The sequence below is a fragment of the Leadbetterella sp. DM7 genome (assembly GCF_040829825.2).
Classification (GTDB): domain Bacteria; phylum Bacteroidota; class Bacteroidia; order Cytophagales; family Spirosomataceae; genus Leadbetterella.
This window is the reverse complement of record NZ_JBFOLH020000007.1, coordinates 193,367-211,096: the sequence shown is the minus strand read 5'-3', so window position 1 is coordinate 211,096 and position 17,730 is coordinate 193,367. Positions and strand designations below refer to the sequence as shown.

14 protein-coding genes are annotated in these 17,730 nt (G+C 48.6%); 8 read left to right on the top strand and 6 right to left on the bottom strand.

Going from position 1 to position 17,730, the window contains the following annotated elements; translation table 11 throughout:
• Positions 1-218: 218 nt before the first annotated feature.
• The 3 genes from AB2U10_RS10685 to AB2U10_RS10675 all read right to left on the bottom strand — a co-directional run bounded on the left by AB2U10_RS10685 (position 219) and on the right by AB2U10_RS10675 (position 7,994).
• Positions 219-1,517 (bottom strand): NAD(P)/FAD-dependent oxidoreductase, encoded by a 1,299-nt coding sequence (locus tag AB2U10_RS10685; protein ID WP_367914079.1) that lies wholly within the window; start codon positions 1,515-1,517, stop codon positions 219-221.
• Between the two features lie 34 nt (positions 1,518-1,551).
• Positions 1,552-2,073, bottom strand: coding sequence for a YqgE/AlgH family protein (locus tag AB2U10_RS10680; RefSeq protein WP_367914078.1), 522 nt, complete (start codon positions 2,071-2,073; stop codon positions 1,552-1,554).
• Positions 2,074-2,159: 86 nt separating this feature from the next.
• The gene (locus tag AB2U10_RS10675) at positions 2,160-7,994 is read right to left on the bottom strand and encodes an alpha-2-macroglobulin family protein (protein ID WP_367914077.1); all 5,835 of its coding nucleotides are present in this window, start codon (positions 7,992-7,994) and stop codon (positions 2,160-2,162) included.
• 208 nt (positions 7,995-8,202) lie between these two features.
• On the opposite strand from AB2U10_RS10675, the gene gcvT reads away from it, so the two are divergent.
• From gcvT to AB2U10_RS10660, 3 genes are all read left to right on the top strand, one after another.
• Positions 8,203-9,297 (top strand): glycine cleavage system aminomethyltransferase GcvT, encoded by a 1,095-nt coding sequence (gene gcvT, locus AB2U10_RS10670; RefSeq protein ID WP_367914076.1) that lies wholly within the window; start codon positions 8,203-8,205, stop codon positions 9,295-9,297.
• A 67-nt stretch (positions 9,298-9,364) separates the two neighbouring features.
• Positions 9,365-9,604, top strand: a complete 240-nt coding sequence (locus AB2U10_RS10665; protein WP_367914075.1) for a DUF6364 family protein — start codon at positions 9,365-9,367, stop codon at positions 9,602-9,604.
• Positions 9,601-10,014, top strand: coding sequence for a type II toxin-antitoxin system VapC family toxin (locus tag AB2U10_RS10660; RefSeq protein WP_367914074.1), 414 nt, complete (start codon positions 9,601-9,603; stop codon positions 10,012-10,014). The genes AB2U10_RS10665 and AB2U10_RS10660 overlap by 4 nt, the downstream gene beginning before the upstream one ends.
• Before the next feature lie 7 nt (positions 10,015-10,021).
• Here AB2U10_RS10660 and AB2U10_RS10655 read toward each other — a convergent pair whose 3' ends face one another.
• Positions 10,022-10,894, bottom strand: a complete 873-nt coding sequence (locus AB2U10_RS10655) for a tetratricopeptide repeat protein (RefSeq protein WP_367914073.1) — start codon at positions 10,892-10,894, stop codon at positions 10,022-10,024.
• Between the two features lie 198 nt (positions 10,895-11,092).
• Complete coding sequence (locus AB2U10_RS10650; protein ID WP_367914072.1) at positions 11,093-11,716, bottom strand: porin family protein; 624 nt, start codon at positions 11,714-11,716, stop codon at positions 11,093-11,095.
• A gap of 175 nt (positions 11,717-11,891) precedes the next feature.
• On the opposite strand from AB2U10_RS10650, the gene prfA reads away from it, so the two are divergent.
• Together prfA and rdgB are read left to right on the top strand one after the other, a co-directional pair.
• Positions 11,892-12,968: a peptide chain release factor 1 gene (gene prfA / locus AB2U10_RS10645; RefSeq protein ID WP_367914085.1), complete on the top strand. Its 1,077-nt coding sequence runs from the start codon at positions 11,892-11,894 to the stop codon at positions 12,966-12,968.
• A gap of 30 nt (positions 12,969-12,998) precedes the next feature.
• Entirely contained in the window at positions 12,999-13,598 is a 600-nt protein-coding gene (gene rdgB, locus AB2U10_RS10640; RefSeq protein ID WP_367914071.1) for an RdgB/HAM1 family non-canonical purine NTP pyrophosphatase, read from the top strand.
• A gap of 14 nt (positions 13,599-13,612) precedes the next feature.
• On the opposite strand, the gene smpB is transcribed toward rdgB, so the two are convergent.
• Positions 13,613-14,068: an SsrA-binding protein SmpB gene (smpB, locus tag AB2U10_RS10635; protein ID WP_367914070.1), complete on the bottom strand. Its 456-nt coding sequence runs from the start codon at positions 14,066-14,068 to the stop codon at positions 13,613-13,615.
• Positions 14,069-14,599: 531 nt separating this feature from the next.
• Here smpB and hflX point away from each other — a divergent pair.
• From hflX to AB2U10_RS10620, 3 genes are all read left to right on the top strand, one after another.
• A complete protein-coding gene (hflX, locus tag AB2U10_RS10630) occupies positions 14,600-15,844 on the top strand; it encodes a GTPase HflX (RefSeq protein WP_367914069.1) in 1,245 nt (414 codons plus the stop codon).
• A gap of 6 nt (positions 15,845-15,850) precedes the next feature.
• On the top strand, positions 15,851-17,287 hold the full coding sequence (locus AB2U10_RS10625) for an MFS transporter (protein WP_367914068.1): 1,437 nt from the start codon (positions 15,851-15,853) through the stop codon (positions 17,285-17,287).
• Positions 17,288-17,417: 130 nt separating this feature from the next.
• The gene (locus tag AB2U10_RS10620; protein WP_367914067.1) at positions 17,418-17,714 is read left to right on the top strand and encodes a LytR/AlgR family response regulator transcription factor; all 297 of its coding nucleotides are present in this window, start codon (positions 17,418-17,420) and stop codon (positions 17,712-17,714) included.
• Positions 17,715-17,730 lie beyond the last annotated feature (16 nt).

The following is a 17,730-nucleotide window of genomic DNA, read 5'->3' as shown; positions in this document are numbered from 1 at the left end:
CGCTAAAGTGACGATAACGACGCTCTGAAACACTTCTCGTAAACCCTGATGAAATCTTTCCCATTGTTATACCAATTTTAAGTTTGTTCCTCCCTTAAAATCGGTCAACTTATTTCAGGCACTGACAGAACAATTAGCATATAATATGAAAGCTTGTTCCACAACTTTTCACTTTTAGTTTTTATCTTTTCACTTAATCTTATGTATGCCTTATGTGGTTAATTATCGGGTTTGATCTTCCGTGTCACCCGCGGCCGGATAATAAGCCGCAGCGACTGGTCATAAGTAACATAATTCCAGAACCAGTTAATGAAGACCAGCACCTTATTCTTTACTCCCAGGATACCCATTAAATGCACAAACATCCAGACAAACCATGCGAAGCCTCCCTGGAACTTCCACCGGGGCAGGTCTACCACGGCTTTGTTACGGCCAATGGTGGCCATAGAGCCCAGATCCTTGTACTCAAAGGGCTTCATGGGTTGATCATTGATGAGCTTGAGCAGGTTAGAAGCCAGAAGCTTTCCCTGCTGAATGGCGGGTTGGGCCAGCTGCGGATGCCCCTCGGGAAAGGCCGGATCTCCGCTCATGGCGGCCAGGTCACCAATGGCAAAAACATCGGTGAAGCCTTCTACCTGGCTGTATTGGTTTACTTTGATCCTGCCGCCCCGGCCAAATACTTCCGGCGGGAAACCCTCTATTTTATTGGCGATAACCCCGGCTGACCAGATCAGGTTATCGGTACGGATCTTCTCACCTGTGGAGGTGATGGCGTAGCCGTCGATATAGTCGGCGATGCGCTCACCGGTACGAACGGTCACCCCGAGCTCTTCCAGGTATTCTTTTCCTTTCCGGGAGGCCTCTTCTGACATCACTTTTAAGACGCCGTCGCCACTTTCGAAAATATAGATCTTCATCAGGTTGAAGTCCAGCTCCGGGTAGTCTTTGGGCAGGATCATCTTTTTCATTTCGGCCAGGGTTCCCGAGATCTCCGTTCCGGTTGGGCCACCGCCCACTACAACCATGGTCATGAGGCCGGCTATCTTATCCTGGTCGCGGGTAGATAACGCCGCTTCAAAATTTTCCAGGACCCGGTTCCGCAGGTAAATGGCTTCGGAAACCGACTTCATCGGGATGGCGTTTTCAATGATGTTCTGCATTCCGAAAAAGTTGGTATTGGTACCTATGCCCAAAACCAGGTAATCGTACCAGATTTCGCCTAAATCTGTACTTATTTTTTTTCGTTCCGGGTGAATGGCCCTGACTTTCGTCACCCGGATATGTACGTTTTTCTTTTTCTGGAATATTTTCCGGAGCGGGAAAGCAATAGAGCTGGGCTCCAGGCCGGCCATGGCTACCTGGTAAAACAGGGGCTGAAACTGGTGATAATTGTTTTTATCGATCAGCACCACCTGTATCTCTTCCTGGGCCAGCTTTTGAGCCAGCGCCAGTCCGCCGAACCCGGCACCTACAATGACCACCCGTTTCCGGGGTGTTTCCGGTATATTTGCTATCATTATACGACGTTTCTTTTCTTGATTAATTTTATCCCTAATTGAGTCTCGGATCTACCGGTGAATTGGCCATTATGATATAATTTCCGCCCAGGTTACGGAGAACGCTTTGCCAGATCCGGCCGGTATCGGGTTGAAAAACAATGTCGATCCGGGCATCTGTAAGCACCCAGACCTCTTCCCGGATTTCTTCTTCCAGCTGGCCCTCTCCCCAGCCCGAATAGCCCAGGAAAAAGCGGATATCTGTTTCTTTGAGAACGCCCGTATTCACTAAGGTTTTAATCTGTTCGAAGTTACCCGACCAATACAACCCTTCCATGAGCTCAATGGCGTCTTCCACGGCATCGCCCCGGGTATGGAGAAAATGCAGGGTATGGGGCTCTACGGGGCCACCTATTCCTACAGGGATGCCGGCATGTACATCATCAAAGAAATCAGACAGGATATTCCCCGTGCTTTGATTCAATACCAGGCCGAATGCCCCGTCTTCTGAATGTTCACAGATCAGCACTACGGACCGTTCAAAGTTAGGATCTCCCAGGTATGGCTTCGCTATCAATAATTTTCCTGTCACGGCACTTTCTTCTTTGATTTAATGTCAAGATAGAAAATTGAAACCGGAAGGCAAAGTATCGTGCAACAAATTTACCGGATCTCCACGCGTATTCCTTCACTATGCGCACTCAGTTCGGGCGCATACATATTTTGCATCTGCGTGATGCCGTTAGAGAAGTTTCCGGCGTTGTTGGCCCTCATGTCGTATTCAAACACATACGTACCTTTCCGCATATAATCGGCAAAGAAATTGGTAGCCAGGTCACGGGTGCTTTCATAGTACCCGAAGCCGTCTTTCCACCGGTAGCCCGATAGCACATTCACCGGCTCAAAGCCGCTGGCGCGCATGTCTTTGATGTGCACAAATTCCATGTTCCGGTCAATGCTGATTTCCAGCCTGACGGTCACCAGGTCGCCTGTTTCTATCGGAGTGGCTGCCGTGATCTCTTTCAGAACGGGCCCTGTTCCGGAGTTCTTCTTCAGGTACAGTTTCTTTTTGAACGCAATGCCCGTTTCTGCCGGAGTGATCTTGTCCAGCTCTTCGAAATACTGCCAGTAGAGGGCACCCCACGCTACACCGGGAGAGGTTTTCTGCACCTCTACCTTGCCCATTTCAGGCCGGATCTCCTGCTTGTTCCAGGCCATTTTCACGTAGCCCGAACCCGATTGGGCAGAAGGCGTGTTCAGGTCAATGGGCTGGCCACCGATTTTCACGTTTAATCCTTTTTCGGCATCCATCCAGCTTTTGCCGGTGTTCATGAGGGCGTACACGGCTTTGGTGGTAGCTTTGGTTGAGTTCCACTGGTTGGTCTGCCGGTTTTTCAGGAGCCATACTTTCATGGCTTCCACCGCCTCCGTATCGCTGGTGACCTCGTCAAACGCTTCGATCAGCAGGGCCTGGGTTTCTACCGGCGCCTGGTACCAGAACCAGCCCGTCAGGTTACTTTTCCAGTACATGCCCGTTTCATCCGATTCCACGGCGTGTTCTTTTACGGCATGTACAAGCTTCACGGCTTCTTCTTTCTCACCGAAACGGTTCAGCACCAGGGCGGCCATGGCCTGTGTCTGAAGAGGAAACTTCAGCTTTTCTTTCCGGATGTTGGCCAGGTAGATCTGCTTCAGCGAGTCGAGGGCCGCCGGCATGGGGTATTCTTTCAGGAAAAAGCTGCGGGCATACAGGTAATGAACCCCGGTATTCCAGTCGAGATCGCTCTGTTTCCGCTTTTTCTGCTCGTTATAGTAGCTGACCTGTGCCTGATCCAGGAACTTTACAGCTCCGGAGATAACGCTTCCCACATTCAGGCCGAATTTGGCATAATTCACCTTCATATTTTTAAGATTACCGAAGCCGGCCAAAATGTGCGTGGTGATGTATTCATTTTCCTGCCCGCCGTCAAACCAGGAAAAGCCGCCCGAGGTCATCTGTTTCCGGCTGAGCTTGTCAAATGCATTGCGCACATCGTTCTGCATTTTATTGAGGTCGAAAAGTACGGCAATACGTTTCATCTGCTCTTCCTCACTGACTGCATCCCGCACCCAGGGGGTTTCTTCCAGCAGGATGTTCTTCAGCTCCTGGTTTACTTCCAGCTTGGACGTAAGCCGGCCTTTCCGGTTCCAGTTGTCAAATACCGCCTTGATTTTAGGCTGCGAGGTAAGGATACTCTCGGAGATCAGGTTGCCGTATAAACGACTGAACACCTGCTCCGAACACTCGTAGGGGTATTCACGGAGGTAAGGCAACGAGAAAATAGCATACCAGACCGGGTTGGCGGTCATTTCAAAAGTGAGGCGGAAATTATCGAGGGGGCGTGATTTCGACTGAACCAGCTTATCCAGCGTAAACGTTTTTTGCTGGTTTTCGCGGATGTAAACCGGCAGGGTTTCCGTAACCAGCATGCGGTTCGTGACTACGGGCAGTACAGCCTCTTCCCCGTCAGAGAAATCACCGGCAGAAGCCACCACCCGCCAGGTCACGGCAGGTATATTTTCAGGCACTTTCAGGGTCCAGGATACCTCCCCGGATTCCCCTTTGGCCGTAGAAAAATTCCGGGTAGCACCGGCATTTCCGAACACGGTGTCAACCGGCTCATTGCTGATGGCATCCAGCAGGAAAAGCCGGGCGGTTCCGTTCAGCGCTGTTCCGGAGAGGTTGATTATTTTGGAAGAGATCCGAAGCTCATCGCCTTCTCTCAGGAAGCGCGGAACATTGGGTACTACCATCAGGTCTTTCTGGGTTTTCAGCCGGGTTTCGTAATACCCGGTTTTCATGTCCGGCGTATGGGCAAAAGCCATCATCTTCCACTCGGTCAGGCTTTCGGGTACGGTAAATTCAAAGCTCACGTTACCGTCTTTGTCTGTTTTCAGATCGGGGAAAAAGAAGGCGGTTTCCTGCAGGGCTTTGCGGGCCTGGACCTGGCTGAGGCCGGTATCTCCGGCTGCCTCATCCGGTTCCTGATTTGCAGCGCCTGCGTTTTGTTCAGCAGGAGCCGGCGGTTGGGCCACCATTTGAACTACCTCCTGCAATGCCGCCGACTCCGGCAGTGCGGCCGCATCTTTCATCCGCATTTGTTTTGCGGCGCCCATGGTGTACATCCGCCTGTCGCGGAGGCTGAAATCCCGGAAGTTGAAATTAAATGTTTCCAAAGACAGGAAATTATATACTCTCCCGAAGTCGGGATACGGATTTTTGCGGTTTATTTCGCGGAACCCGGCCATGCCAAATGCGTAATTCTGATACCCGAAACCGTAGCGGGCACCGTTGTAAAAGGAGTAGGCAAAATAGTCGAAAGAGTTCCCGGCAAACTGGTCGAGCGAAGCATCGTACATACCGGCCAGCATTTCTGCCAGCACTTTGTCTTTGTCTTTTCCACTGACGGTAAACGACCATTTTTCTGCTGCGCCCGGGGTCAGCTTATCGCGGGTCACCGCTGTGGTGATCTGCAGCTTTTTATGGTCAAAAGGTACTTCGATCCGGATGCTGCCCCGCTCGATGATGTTAAAACACACATAGGTATAATGTACCCAGACTCCCCCGCGATAGTCCTCTTTTACCGGGATGTCCAGGCGGTGAGCTTTTCCTTTCAGCCGTATAACTTCTTCTTTTAGCAGCTTACCATCGGCCTCGGTTCTCAGAAACACATATAAGTTATCGGCGGCCGTATTCAGGGTGAGGCGGGCCATATCGCCGGGTTCGTAGCTTTTTTTATCGAGGCTGTAGGTGAAAAGACTTTGCGGCGGGCTTTGCTTTTTCGTGTTTTTGAGGTACACCAGCTGGCGGCTTTCCACACCGTCTTTTGCCTGCAGGGTAATGAGGTAGTATCCTTCGTCCAGCTTATCGGTGTCTGTGAGCCGGACTTCCTTATTTTTCCCGGTATCAAAAGTCGTCGTTACTACGGTTTTCCCCTTTTCCCAGTTTTCCGGGTTGGCCTCATCGCCATAAGGCTCGTGAGGGAAAAGCTTCGTAAATTCTGTTTTGCTGTAGTATGAATAGCCGGTAGTGTATAGTGCTTTTCGTAAAACCCTGCCGGGGGTCTTCAACTGGAAAATGTGGAGGGTTCCGCTGGTTTCCACGGGCTGGTCGTTCAGGTTGGCAGCAAGAATTTTTAAGGCTTCCAGCGCTTTTACATCGGCCTGCGCATCTATCGCCGCCGAAAGCAGCAGCTGCCTGTCGCCCACTTTGACCGACCCGGTACCGGTCTGGGTTTCGCCGTTGAGATCGGTTACGGCAGCTTCTACGCGGTACACATACATCCGGATGTCGGCAGAGTCTTTTTGTTCGCGGGCAGGAATGGCCCTGAACCCGAATGAAAAGCTCCCGTTCCCGTCGGTTTCGGCAGACCCGAAGGCCACCTGCTCTTCCGGCTCAAAAGGAGGCCGGTTCCAGTAGCGGAACGGGTAATAGGCCTGCCGGTACACCCGGTATTCAACCGCTGCGTGGTCAATATAAGCGCCGGAGAAGGCTTCCGCCTTTCCACTCACCCGGATGCTGTCGTTCAGCCGGTACGTGAGTTGCGGTTTTTCTATTTCTACCCTGAACTTCGGCCGCTTGTATTCTTCCACCTGGAAAGGCTGGTATCCGCTGAGAGAGGTCTGAATCGAGAAGGTTCCTGTCAGTACCGATGCCGGCAGGATGAATTCGCCGTGTACAGACCCGAAGGCATTGGTTTTCAATTTGAGCGACCGGATTTCCTGCCCATTGGCATCGTGCAGCGTGACCGTCAGGTTACGGCCGGGCAATACACTGACCTGTTTCTGGTAAACAGAGCTGACAATGCCCTTAAAATACACCGTTTGACCGGGGCGATAGATGCCCCTGTCGGTGAATATTTTGGTAGAAGTGATGGCTTTTTCCTTTTCGTTCCGTGAGTCGTTGTAGCGGTACAGGTTCTGGCCGTAAAAGACCGGTTCATTGGCCAGGCGGTAAAAAAACTGCCGCTCGCCATTGTACTTTACCTGCCCGTTGGCATCGGTAGTGACCGTTTTTACCAGCGTGTAGGTTTCTTTACCGGCAGAGGTATTTAATTTGTAGACCTGAACCTGTTTTTTGGATAATGGTTTTCCCGGGATCCGCTCCGTCACCCGGAATGTTCCGTCGTACTCTACGGCCGTATGGGTCACGTTAATTTCGGAATACAGGACAGGCTTATCGGCCGCATACCTGAACTCCGGATCTTCGCTAAACAGGACGATATAACGACCTTTAGGAAGAGGGTTCAGCTTGAACAGCGCGCTGTGCTGCTGGTAGTCGTCAAATGTTTTCAGGTCAATGGCATATTCCTGCGTTACTTTCCGGTTCTTCAGAAATGCATAATACCGCTCTTCCGAATCCTGGTAGCCGGAGCTCAGCTCACGGCCGGCTTCGCTGAAATTAAGGTCGCGAATCCCGATATTGTAATCGATGACCCGAACGTATATCCTGCTGAGGTTGCGGTGGGCTATGCGGAGGGGAGTATTCCTGTTTTCGGGAATGTATTTTTCCGTTTCTACCGAAAATTCCGTGGACCGGATGGCCTTAACAAGCGAAGAAACCGAAGCTGCTGCTTCTGAATCGGGGAAATGCTGCCTTACTTTTTCGTTTATTTCAAAAACCTTCTCATAGGCCGGCTTATCTGTCATGCCGAAGTATAACTGTGCCAGTTTTTTGTAGATTTCAGCGGTATACCATGCTTCGGGATGCTCCCCGGCCAGCTGTTCCATTTTAACCGTGTCATTTTCATTTCTTTTAACCTGGTTGTACAGGTAAGCGGAGTATTCTCCTTTGCCGAGATTAATTTGGGCCAGCTCTGCCAGGTAAGTATCTGCCGGTTCTTCCTGTTGCTTCAGAAATTCCACATAATAATGGGTAAAGGCATCGTATAGGGTAGGGGTGAGCTCCAGGCTTTTGGTATCCTCCGGGTTGAGCAGGAAAATCCCTTTCCAGTCGGCAGACTTTTCTGCCAGTAAGGCCTTTTTACCAGACAAAACCTCCCGGTAAAGGGTGTTAATTTTTTGTTTAAAGGTATTTTCCGTCCAGAACCGCACATCATCCGTTTCCTGGTTTTCTACCTGGGTCCGGTTAATGATACGCCAGCGGTTTTCTTCCAGGTAAATCCGGTAGAGCTGGGCATAATAGACCTGGAGGACGCTTTTATTCGCCCCCTCTGCCGGTTCAATTTCTTTCCGGAAGTTTTCAAAAACAGGGTTGACGTTGTCGGTTTCGTCAGAGGTGGTAACTTTAATCATCCCGTCAAAGAATATTCCCCTGACCAGGAGAGGTACATTATGCTGATTTCTGGCCAGGGCAATAGCCTCCTGAACCCGGGGCTGAACACTTTTCAGGTTTCCCTGCTGGTAAGCCGTATCAATTTCTTTCCAAATGGTGTCTAGGTCCTGGGCCATAAGTAGGTTAGGGATAAAAATGAACAGGAGTGCAAAAGCTTTTTTCATACAGTTTGTGATTAGACCGGGTGTAAAGTTAAGCCGGTAGCAGGTATAAAACGAGAAAACGGGCTAAATCTGATATTTCGAACTACATATATAGTTGTTTGGCTGTTCATGAAACGCGTCCATTTATTTTATGAAACCGGAAACGCGACACAGCTCAGGAAACAAACAAGCGTCTATTTCCGTATATTTGCACCAAAACAACCCAAAAATGGAAGAAAAAAAGATTACTCTCAGTGATTTTCATGAATCGATCGGTGGTAAAATGGTACCTTTTGCTGGTTTCCTGATGCCCGTACGGTATTCATCAGACAAGGAAGAACACCTGGCCGTGCGGAACAGCGTAGGGGTTTTTGATGTGTCACACATGGGAGAATTTCTTCTGAAAGGCGAAAAAGCCCTGGACCTGCTTCAACGGGTTTCCTCCAATGACGTTTCGGTGCTTTTCGACGGGAAAATACAATACGGCTACCTGCCCAATGAGCAGGGAGGAATTGTAGATGATTTCCTTACCTACAAAATAGCGGATAATGAATATTACCTGGTGGTAAATGCCGGGAATATTCAGAAGGACTGGGACTGGATCTCGGAACACAATACCTACGGGGTGGAAATGACCAACCTGTCAGATCAGACCAGCCTTTTTGCCGTACAGGGCCCTAATGCTGTAAAAACATTGCAAAAGCTGACCGATATCGATTTGTCGGCGATGGATTATTATACGTTTGCCAAAGGCAGGTTTGCCGGGCATGACGATATCCTGATCTCGGCTACCGGGTACACCGGGGCCGGCGGATTTGAAGTGTACATGCCTAACGAAGCTGCGCCGGATATCTGGAACAAAATTTTTGAAGCGGGTGCGGAATTTGACATCAAGCCTATCGGGCTGGGAGCCCGCGATACCCTTCGGCTGGAAATGGGCTATTGCCTCTACGGAAATGATATTACGGATGAAACGTCTCCGCTGGAAGCCGGGCTGGGCTGGGTCACCAAATTCACCAAAGATTTTGTAAACAGTGAAAACCTGAAAGCGCAGAAGGCGGCTGGCCTGAAAAGAAAGCTGGTGGCTATTGAGATAGTTGATAAAGGTATTCCGCGCAGCCATTACGAAATCTGTGATGCGGAAGGAAACGGTATCGGGGAAGTTACTTCCGGAACGATGTCGCCTTCACTAAACAAAGGAATTGCATTGGGTTATGTAAGCCTGCCCTTCTCCAAAGCGGGAACCGAAGTGTTCATTAAGATCCGGGAAAAGCTTACAGCGGCCAAAGTAGTGAAGTTGCCGTTTGTAGCAGATAATGTATAAAATTCGTAATACAACCCTTGTGTTTTACGTGGTTCTTTTGTAAATTTGTTACGTAAAAAACAGAATAATGAGCTTGAAACTCACCTTAAATATCCAGGATAAGGAACTCATTGGAGCTGCCAAGACCTTTGCTCGGTCTCAGAATAAGAGCTTATCGGTATTGGTAGAAAATATTCTCAGAGGGTTGGTAAAACAAGAAAAGAAGCCGGTCTCTCAAAATAAGTTATTAGGCGCTTTTATTTCTGATAAAACATCTGGTGAGTCAGACTCCAAATGGGAGTACCTGAAAGAAAAGTTTGACTTATGAAAGTTTATCTGGATACCAATGTTTTACTGGATGTACTTCTGAAAAGGGAACACTTTTATGAGGATAGTCTGGCAGTTCTTGATCTCTGTGAAAATAAACAGCATCAAGGATGGATTAATCTTGTTACAATAGCCAATATTTTTTATATTGGAACTAAGCTCGTAGGAAAGAAAGAAGCAAGAGATATTATTGAAGTGTTGATTAGTTATCTACAAGTTACTGGTGCAGATAAGCAATTGGTCATTAATGCATTAAAGCTTAATTTTAATGATTTTGAAGATGCTTTACAGTATGCCAGCGCTTACCAGACCAACGGAATTCATGCAATTATCACACGAAATAACAAAGATTTTAAAAACAGTAATCTTCCGGTATTTTCTCCGGCAGAATTTTTGAATATAGGCTTTTGAACCCCTTTCAGTTCTTTTTAAAGATTCCTTTCGGGTCTTCTTTCCGCGACAATAGCTCGGCCAGCACTTCACGGCTCAGCTCGGCCGGGTTCAGCTCGTAGGCTTTGTGGAAGTTTTCCCAGGCGGCGTCTAAATTATTTTCCAGGAGGTTTACAACGGTAAGCTGTACAAAAGCAGGTGTGTACTGGGGCTGGATTTTTACGGCGTTATTTAACAGCTCTTTGGCTTTGGTGCTTTCTATAATGGAGTGGGGATTGCTGAGTGCTTTTTTGATATAAACGGTAGCCAGGTCGGTCATGAAAACATAGTTTTTGCCGTCAGAAAGGGCCAGTCCCTTGTTCATCAGGTCAATGGCATTGGAATAATTACCGTTCTGGAATTCTATAACGCCCAGTCCCCAGAAAACATCAATATTTTCAGGATTTAACAGCCAGGCCAGGTTAAAGCGGTAGGTAGCTGTACCTTTATCGCCTTCGCTCAGGTACTGCCAGGCCATTTTATTGAAGAAATCCCCGGCTTCTTTACGGCTGGAAAACTCCCGGTCGCATTCCGATAAGAACAGCTCATCGTTCACCAGCTGCGTTTCGGTTTTCTCGTAGTTACCGAACATGGGCAGGTAGTTGATATCTGTTCCTGCCGGAGCCGTACGGGTAACCACCACAACTTTCTCCGCTTTTTCTTCCCGGGAGTTGTCTGCACTGCGGGAAGGGGCAACCGGGATTGAAACCTTAGGGGAATTGAGCAGATCGCGGCTGCCCTTTGCTACATTACCGGTAGACTGAGACCGGTTGCTGATCTGCGCAAAACACACACTCTGTACACCCAGACAAACACTGAAAACCAATAATCCTCTCACGTTATCCCCGTTTATTGAAAGCATAAATATTAACGCTGTCCTCTTTATATTATTGAGTGCGAATCGTTTTATTTCAATGAGGCAGGCACACCGAAAAACGGGAATACCGTCATTCGTATGAACGTTGCTGTAAAACAGGTTTTAATTAAGAATCCGGCCGACACACTCCTACGTATAATGCAGATAAGGTCAGGGTTGACTGTGCAAGATAAGAAAAATTTCTTAAAACAGGAAAGTAAGACCGGCAGATAGTGTCCTGGTACGCGTTTTGGCGTCTGCATTTCCGAGGTTTGCGAGCCCGTGAGCATACTGGGCACTGATGATCACCCGGTCGTTAAAATGCAGCCCTACACCCGCATTGAGGCCGTAATCCAGCCGTTTGGGGTCGTATTCCACATCTTCCAGGTCATCCAGGTCCAGGTCAAAAATATCAAAGGTAACCCCGCCGAATTTCAGCTTACCGGTAAGCGCGTAGCCGGCATAGCCCCCCACATAAGGGCTGACCTTAAAAGATTCGCTGATGGGCAGCTGAAAACCGATATTCAGCGGAACTTCGAGAAAGCTGTAGGTAATTTTTACTTTTTCATTTCCAAAACCTACGCCCTGGGCACCCTTAATGCTATACAACAGGCCCGACTGTACAAATAAAGGATTTTCAAGATTACTGTAAACTACCAGGCCGGCCTGGGGCGCATAGATGGCTTTGACCTCACTGTTATCTCCTTCTCCCCGCATGGTGGCCATATTGAGCGCTCCCTTTACCCCTATACGGGCCTGGGAGAAAACATCGGAAGTCATTAACAAAGCGGTGAAAGCAAAAGCAAGTGCAAAGATTGATTTTTTCATTCAGGTAAACAGATAAGTATATGGTTAAATTATATCTCAAAGATAAGATAAAATTAACGGGATATGCAGCGGCAGATAAATAATTATTCTGCAGACGGCGGAAGATCTGTTTACCGTTTTTTGCACAAAACCCGTTAATTTTGTGTTTTAGAATGAAAAGGATAACGGAAGTATGTTGATTGAGCAGCTGGAAGGTATTAAGGAACGTTTTGAGGAGGTGTCCCAACAGATCACCATGCCGGAGGTGGTTTCGGATATGGAGAAGTTCAAAAAGATCAGTAAGGAATACCGCGACCTGGAAAAGATCGTGAACGAGTATAACGCGTACAGGCTTATCCTGGCCAACCAGGAAGAAGCCCGTGAAATACTGGCTACGGAGAAAGACGAGGAGATGCGCGAAATGGCCAAGATGGAGCTGGAAGAGCTGGGCCCGAAAAGGGAGGAGTCGGAAGAAAGGCTGAAAGAGCTGCTGATTCCGAAAGACCCCAACGACAGCAAAGACAGCATCCTGGAGATCCGGGCAGGTACTGGTGGCGACGAGGCTTCTATTTTTGCGGGCGACCTGTTCCGGATGTACCAGCGTTACGCGGCCTCCCAGGGCTGGCAGTTTACGGTAATGGATTATACCGATGCACCCTCCGGGGGCTACAAGGAAATTGTGGTTAGCGTGAAAGGAGAAGATGTGTACGGCAAGCTGAAATATGAGTCAGGAGTACACCGGGTACAGCGCGTTCCGGCTACCGAGTCGCAGGGGCGTATTCATACATCGGCGGCCACGGTGGCCGTGCTTCCCGAGGCTGACGAGGTAGATGTGCAAATCAATATGAACGACATCCGGAAAGATACGTTTTGTTCGTCAGGAGCAGGCGGGCAGTCGGTAAACACCACCTACTCGGCAATCCGGATCACGCACCTGCCAACCGGCCTGGTGGTGCAGTGCCAGGACGAACGTTCCCAGATCAAAAACTTTGACAAGGCGCTTACCGTACTCCGTTCACGTTTGTATGAAATTGAGCTGGCCCGCCAGAATGAGTCTATCGCCGGTGAGCGTAAATCGCTGGTAGGGTCGGGCGACCGCTCGGATAAGATCCGCACCTACAATTACCCGCAGGGCAGGGTAACCGACCACCGGATCGGATTTACGGTGTACAACCTGCCTACCGTAATGGAAGGAAACATCGGTGAGTTTATCGAAAAGCTGCGGCTGGCCGAGAATACAGAGAAAATGAAAGAAGGAATGGCCGCTGCCTGATCCGTTAGGGAGGAAGCTGATTTTATACGCATGGAAAAAAACACCCTTTGTTTAGCCACCAATAACGCCCATAAAGCAGAAGAGCTGCAAAGCCTGCTGGGCGATGCATTTGAGATAAAAACCCTGAAAGACATCGGGTGCCTGGAAGATATTGAAGAAACCGGAAACACGTTTGTGGAAAATTCGATGATCAAGGCCGGGTATGTATTCCGGAAATACGGGATGAACGTACTGGCCGATGATTCGGGGCTTGAAGTGAACGCATTGGGCGGCAGGCCCGGGGTATACTCTGCCCGTTACGCCGGTGAGCCTTCAGATGCTACGGCCAATAACCGCAAGCTGATGAAAGAGATGGAAGGCGTGACCGATCGCACGGCTCGTTTCCGTACGGTCATCACCCTGATCCTGGAGGGAGAAACCCATACTTTTGACGGGGAAGTTTCAGGAAGAATAAAAGAAACCTTTGACGGCGAGGAGGGTTTCGGCTATAACCCGGTGTTTATACCCGACGGCTTCGAAACCACCTTTCACGATATGGGCTTTGAGCAGCGCAGCCGGCTGAATCACCGGGGCCGCGCCATGGCGAAGGTGCTTGATTTCCTGGCCCGCAGGAATACGCCGGAGGTATAGTAACATGCCGGGAGCTACTGGCCTGTACGCCGGTCCTGTTCCCGTTTCATATCTTTTTCTTTGATGCTGTCGCGCTTGTCGTACAGCTTCTTACCCTTAGCCAGGGCAATATCCATTTTAGCCAGGCCGGCATCATTGATAAACAGGCGGGTGGGAATAATGGTAAGGCCTTTGTCGGTGAGCTTGTTTTCCAGCTTGCGCAACTCTCTCCGGGTAAGAAGAAGCTTCCGTTCACGAAGAGGGTCGTGGTTGTAATATGTACCGTTTTCGTACCGGGAGATGTTCAGGTTTTTAACATACAACTCTCCTTTATTAAAAAAGCAATAGGCATCTGCCATGCTTACTTTCCCTTCTCTGACCGATTTTATTTCCGTACCGGTGAGAACCATTCCGGCAGAGTATTCTTCCAGGAAATAGTACTCAAAAGAGGCTTTCTTGTTCTTTATATTTATGGTTTTCTGTAGCTTCATTCCTTAATAACATCCTGAACCCGATAAAAAATCCCTGCCTCAATTGTAGTGGCAGGGATTCCGACTTACGTGCTTTCCTAATAATCCAATTGCCTGCTGAAAAGCAGACGGAAGGATTAAATCTTTAAGAATTTATATATTCAATATGATTCTTGTCTTTATTCCAGTCAACAAATGTAAATAGCGAAAAATAAATATGCAATGGTAAGCAGATAAATTTATACACGGTTTGGTCAAAGATATCCACATTTTTGAGGCAAAGAGGAGATAAAGAAATAGAGACGACGCGGAGAGCAAAGGAAGTAAATGTTTGAAAAAGTACCATTTTGCGAAGTATTTCAGGTTTTTTGTGTAAACTATGGGCCGGGAAAAGCAGGGAGCAGAATGTGAATAAAAAGAAATGCAGATAGGACGAATTGCCGAAAAATTAGTAATATTGCTGCGTTAATTTTATTCATTAGTGTGGAAAGCCGGCAGCAGGTCAGAAGAAGTGCAGCGAGCGTTTCCCGTTAAAAATCAGTAAAGCAACCATTGTTAAATACACCGCTAATCAGTACCCATAAGGAGCAGGAAACGGCTATTCTTATCGGCGTAATCACCCAGAAGCAGAATGCCGGTAAAACAAAGGAGTACCTGGATGAGCTGGCATTTCTGGCGGAGACCTCGGGTGTAAAAACACTTAAAACATTTGTACAGCGACTGAATTTCCCGGACCAGAAAACTTTTGTAGGCAAGGGAAAGCTGGAGGAGATCCAGAACTGGGTAGCGCTGAACCCGGTAGATACGCTCATCTTTGACGATGAGCTCTCCCCCTCCCAGGTGAGAAACCTGGAGAAGATCTTCGAGAACAAGAAAGTGCTGGACCGGAGCCTGCTGATCCTGAATATTTTTTCACAACGGGCACGGACCGACCAGGCCAAGCGGCAGGTAGAGCTGGCCCAGTACAAATACCTGCTTCCGCGCCTGACCCGGATGTGGTCACACCTCAGCAAGCAGAAAGGGGGGATCGGTATGCGGGGGCCGGGCGAGAAGGAGCTGGAAACCGATAAGCGGATTGTGCAGGACCGGATTGCATTTTTAAAGGAGAAGCTGGAAAAAATAGATAAGCAGGCAGCTACCCGCCGGAAAGAGCGGAGCCGGCTGGTAAGGATAGCCCTGGTAGGCTATACCAACGTGGGGAAGTCTACCCTGATGCGCAAGCTGACCAAGTCAGATGTATTTGCAGAAAACAAGCTGTTTGCTACCATTGATTCTACCGTCCGGAAAATGGTTCTGGGGCATATTCCTTTTTTACTTACCGATACGGTTGGCTTTATCCGGAAGCTACCTACTACGCTTGTGGAGTCGTTTAAGTCTACCCTGGACGAGATCCGGGACGCCAACATCCTGATCCATGTAGTGGATATTTCCCATCCTTCATTTGAAGAACAGATCGATATCGTGAACGATACCCTGGCCGAAATAGGGGCGCAGGACAAGCCCACCCTGCTGGTATTTAATAAGCTGGACATGTACCAGCCGGAGTCGGAAGAAGGACTGGACAAACACCTGGCCACGGAAGAAGACCTGAAGAAGAACCTGGAGAGGCTGGAAGCCGGCTACCTGAAAAAGAATGCTCAATATGTGGCATTTATTTCGGCAGAGAAAAACGAGAATATGGACAAGCTGCGGAATGTGTTGCTGGAACTGGTGCGGGAAAAACATTTCGGGATATATCCCAACTGGGACGCCTCTAAAAATGAGCTTTTTAACTGGCAAGAAGATTTATTAAATTAACAAATAATGGAAAACAAAAGTACCAACTGGGGTCAGTTTATCCCGCTCGCATCCGTTTTTTTCTTCTGGGGGTTTGTGGCCGCCAGTAATGACATCCTGATTCCGGTGTTCAAGAAAGAATTTAACCTGTCGCAGTTCCAGAGTCAGCTGGTAGCAACCGCGTTCTATATTGCCTATACCGTGGGTTCGATCATTTATATGATCGTGTCGTCTCTCCTGAAAGTAGACCTGATCAACAAAATAGGCTATAAAAACGGCCTGATCCTGGGCCTGGCTATTTCGGCTCTGGGCACGCTGCTTTTTATTCCGGCAGCCAATATTGGCTCATTTAACCTGATGATATCCGCCTTGTTTATTGTAGGGCTCGGGTTTTCACTGCAACAGATCGTGGCTAATCCGCTGGCCATATTGGTAGGCCCTTCCAGTACGGGCTCGCAACGGCTGACCATGGCCGGGGGGATCAATAACTTCGGTACCACCATCGGCCCCCTGATTGTGACGTTTGCCATATTCGGTTCTGCAGCCTCGGCTAACACGGAAGCCAGCATTGAATCGGTAAAAATTCCGTACCTGGTTTTGGGGGCGGCCTTTTTACTGGTGGCGTTGTTCCTTAAATTCTCATCGCTGCCTGACACCGTAATTAAAGAAGAGGAGAAGGCCGATGTGCCGGGTTCGGTTAACCGGAAATCGGCGTTCAGCTACCCGCAGTTGATTTTGGGGATGATCGCTATTTTTCTTTATGTGGGCGTGGAGGTGAGTACGGCCAGTAACCTGCCTGCGTATATGCAGGATAACCTCGGGCTCCTTACCAAAGATATTGCCCCGTATATTTCACTGTACTGGGCATCTATGATGATCGGGCGGTGGACAGGCGCCGTGGAGGCATTTGACTTCCGGGCCGGAATAACAAAGATCCTGCGCTTCCTGGCGCCTTATCTGGCCTTTGGCGTATTTCTGCTGGTGAATTTTATTGCTGATCATGACCTTGCTCCCTTTTACATTTACGCCCTGGTGATCCTGGCCATGATTGTCTGTGATATATTGAGTAAAGGAAATCCCGCCCGCATGGTGCTTATATTTTCTCTTGCAGGAATAGTGGCCCTGCTGATCGGGATGTTCTCTACAGGAATGGCCTCCGTGTATGCGTTCACCAGCGTGGGACTGTTTTGCTCTACCCTGTGGCCCTGTATTTTTGCACTGGCAATCAAAGGCCTTGGCAGGCATACCAACCAGGGGTCGGGTTTCCTGATCATGATGATCATGGGAGGAGGAATTATTGCCCCGCTGCAAGGGGTTATTGCCGACAAGACCAGTATACATTTTAGCTTTATTGTTGGGGTACTTTGCTTTGCTTACCTGGCATTTTATGCCATAGCGGTTACCGGCATTTTGAAAAAGCAGGGGATAGACCTGAAAGACCTCAAAGCAGAAGGCGGACATTAATATTCCAGGAAAAGAGTGGATTTTTCCGCTCTTTTCCTTAAAATACCGTGAAAACACCCCCCTTAAATTCGGGGTTTTCACTCTAAAATCTCTCGCGTATATGTACGAATTTTGTAAAAAATAATTGTGCATGAAAAGAGGGAATTTCAACTTGGCCGATATAATGTTTTTTTCCGGCGATATTAACTATACAGAGATCTACCTGAGAACAGGTGAAAAAATGGTTTCCAGCTCTACCCTGTTGAGACACGAAGAAAAATTTAACCACTTTATCCGGGTCAGCAAAAAGTACCTGGTGAACCCCGATTATGTAAGCGGCTACGAGCTTCAGGGCAAGTCGCTGGAGATTACCCTTCAAAACGGTAATCACATGAAAGTGTCAAGAAGGAGGGTTAAAACTGTTCTGTCAAGTATTGTAGCTGTTTAGACCTGACAGAACAGTT